General features: G+C 60.2%; 1 protein-coding gene and 1 pseudogene. Both read right to left on the bottom strand.

The features are described 5' to 3' along the window. Positions 1-985, bottom strand: a pseudogene (locus tag A3730_RS02190) (N-acyl-D-glutamate amidohydrolase); the annotation flags it as partial. A 138-nt stretch (positions 986-1,123) separates the two neighbouring features. Continuing rightward, positions 1,124-1,686, bottom strand: a 563-nt coding sequence (locus A3730_RS02195; RefSeq protein WP_231883810.1) for a GGDEF domain-containing protein, incomplete at its 5' end; no start/stop codon positions are given.

Raw genomic sequence — 1,686 nt, forward strand, 5'->3', positions numbered from 1 at the left:
CCTCGAACGCATTCACGTTCAAACCACTGAGGTGCAAGGTGAATGGCGCGGGCAGCGTCTGCCAGCGAAAATTCCCCCGCAGTACCCGGTTCGCCACAAAGCCGCTCAACCGGGTCACCACGTTCAACCAGGGGTTGGACTTGAGATCCAGCGCAGTGAGCATGGAGCACTTCATGGGGCGGCGGAAGAGCCCATGGGCCTGCCACAAGAAACGCAGCACATTCACTTTTTTCACCGCATCCGGCGCTCCCTGCATCACCGCATTACGGCGCCGAAGGATACGGAATAACCGTTTGAACTCTCCCCAGCGGGCATAGGTAGAGGGCAAGGGGCGAGACCAGGCGCGGTCGCCATCCACCTTGTCCAGCCGGGTGGTCATCAATGACAGTCCGATACAACCTGCATCCAGGGCGTCTTCCAGCAAACACTCCATCTGTTGCAGTTCTTCTTCACTGGGCTTTTCCGGTGAAGTCGCCCGCTCCAGGCCCATTACTGCCACGCGGATATCGGAGTGCCCCACAAAGGACCCCACATTGGGACCCAGAGGCTGCCTGTCATAAAAGGCCCGATACCCGGCGGCATCCCGCCAGCTTTTTTTCTCTTCCAGAATCGGCAGCACCGCTTCCCGGGGCACCGCTTCCACCCGGGTGAACAGGTCCGAACAATCTTCCGGTTGGGCATTGATCATGCTGATGGAGCAGGAACCAATCAGCACCGAGGTGACACCGTGGCGCACCGATTCTTTTAATGACGGCGTGGCAATAACCTCGGCATCGTAATGGCTATGGGTTTCGATAAAGCCCGGCGTCACCCACTGTCCGGTGGCGTCATACACTCTGGGCGCAGCGTGTAACGGCAACGGCACGTCGCTGATGGTGACAACCCGCCCATCCCGGATTCCCAAATGACGAATCACCCCGTCCCGGCAACTGCCATCAAAGAACTGCCCATGGTTGATCACGATATCGTAGACGTATTGCTGCATGGTACTCCGCCGCGGTGTTGTTATTGGATAGAACGAAATAGTGCGCGCACTGGCGCCAGCGTGAAGAGCAACAATAGGGAAGACGGTGCAAAGACACCCGGCCAATGCGCGACAGGAAATGGTTAATCAGGGACAGGTTCAGGCCGTTGCGCTGGTGACTGCCGACCAGAATTCCACCCGGTTGCGGCCCCTTTGCTTGGCCTGGTACAGGGCTTCGTCCGCTTGGGACACCAGCTGGGATGCCGTTGCCTCCATGCCCGGAGCAGCAACCACCACGCCAAAGCTGGCACTGACTGTCAGCGCAGTGCCATCGTCCAGAACGATGGGAGTGTCGTACAGTGCCGCGCGACAGCGCTCCACCACATTTTTTGCACCCATTCGGCCGGTAGCGGGCAACACCAACACAAACTCTTCGCCACCAATGCGACCGATGCGGTCGGTTTCCCGCAGGGTCTGGCGCAGCCGCTCCGCCACCCGCACCAGTACGGTATCCCCCGCAGCATGGCCATGGCGGTCATTGATCTGCTTGAAGTGATCCAGGTCCAGCACACACACCGACAGGTCTTCCCCGGCGCGCCGGGCCCGGGCAATTTCATGGGCAAACTGATCAAACAGGGCACGCCGGTTTGCCAGCCCGGTGAGCGGATCCTGCACCGCCATGGCCCTCACCTGGGCTTCACGGTGCACCCAGCGGCGCAGCA

The sequence above is a fragment of the Alcanivorax sp. HI0044 genome (genome assembly GCF_001634945.1).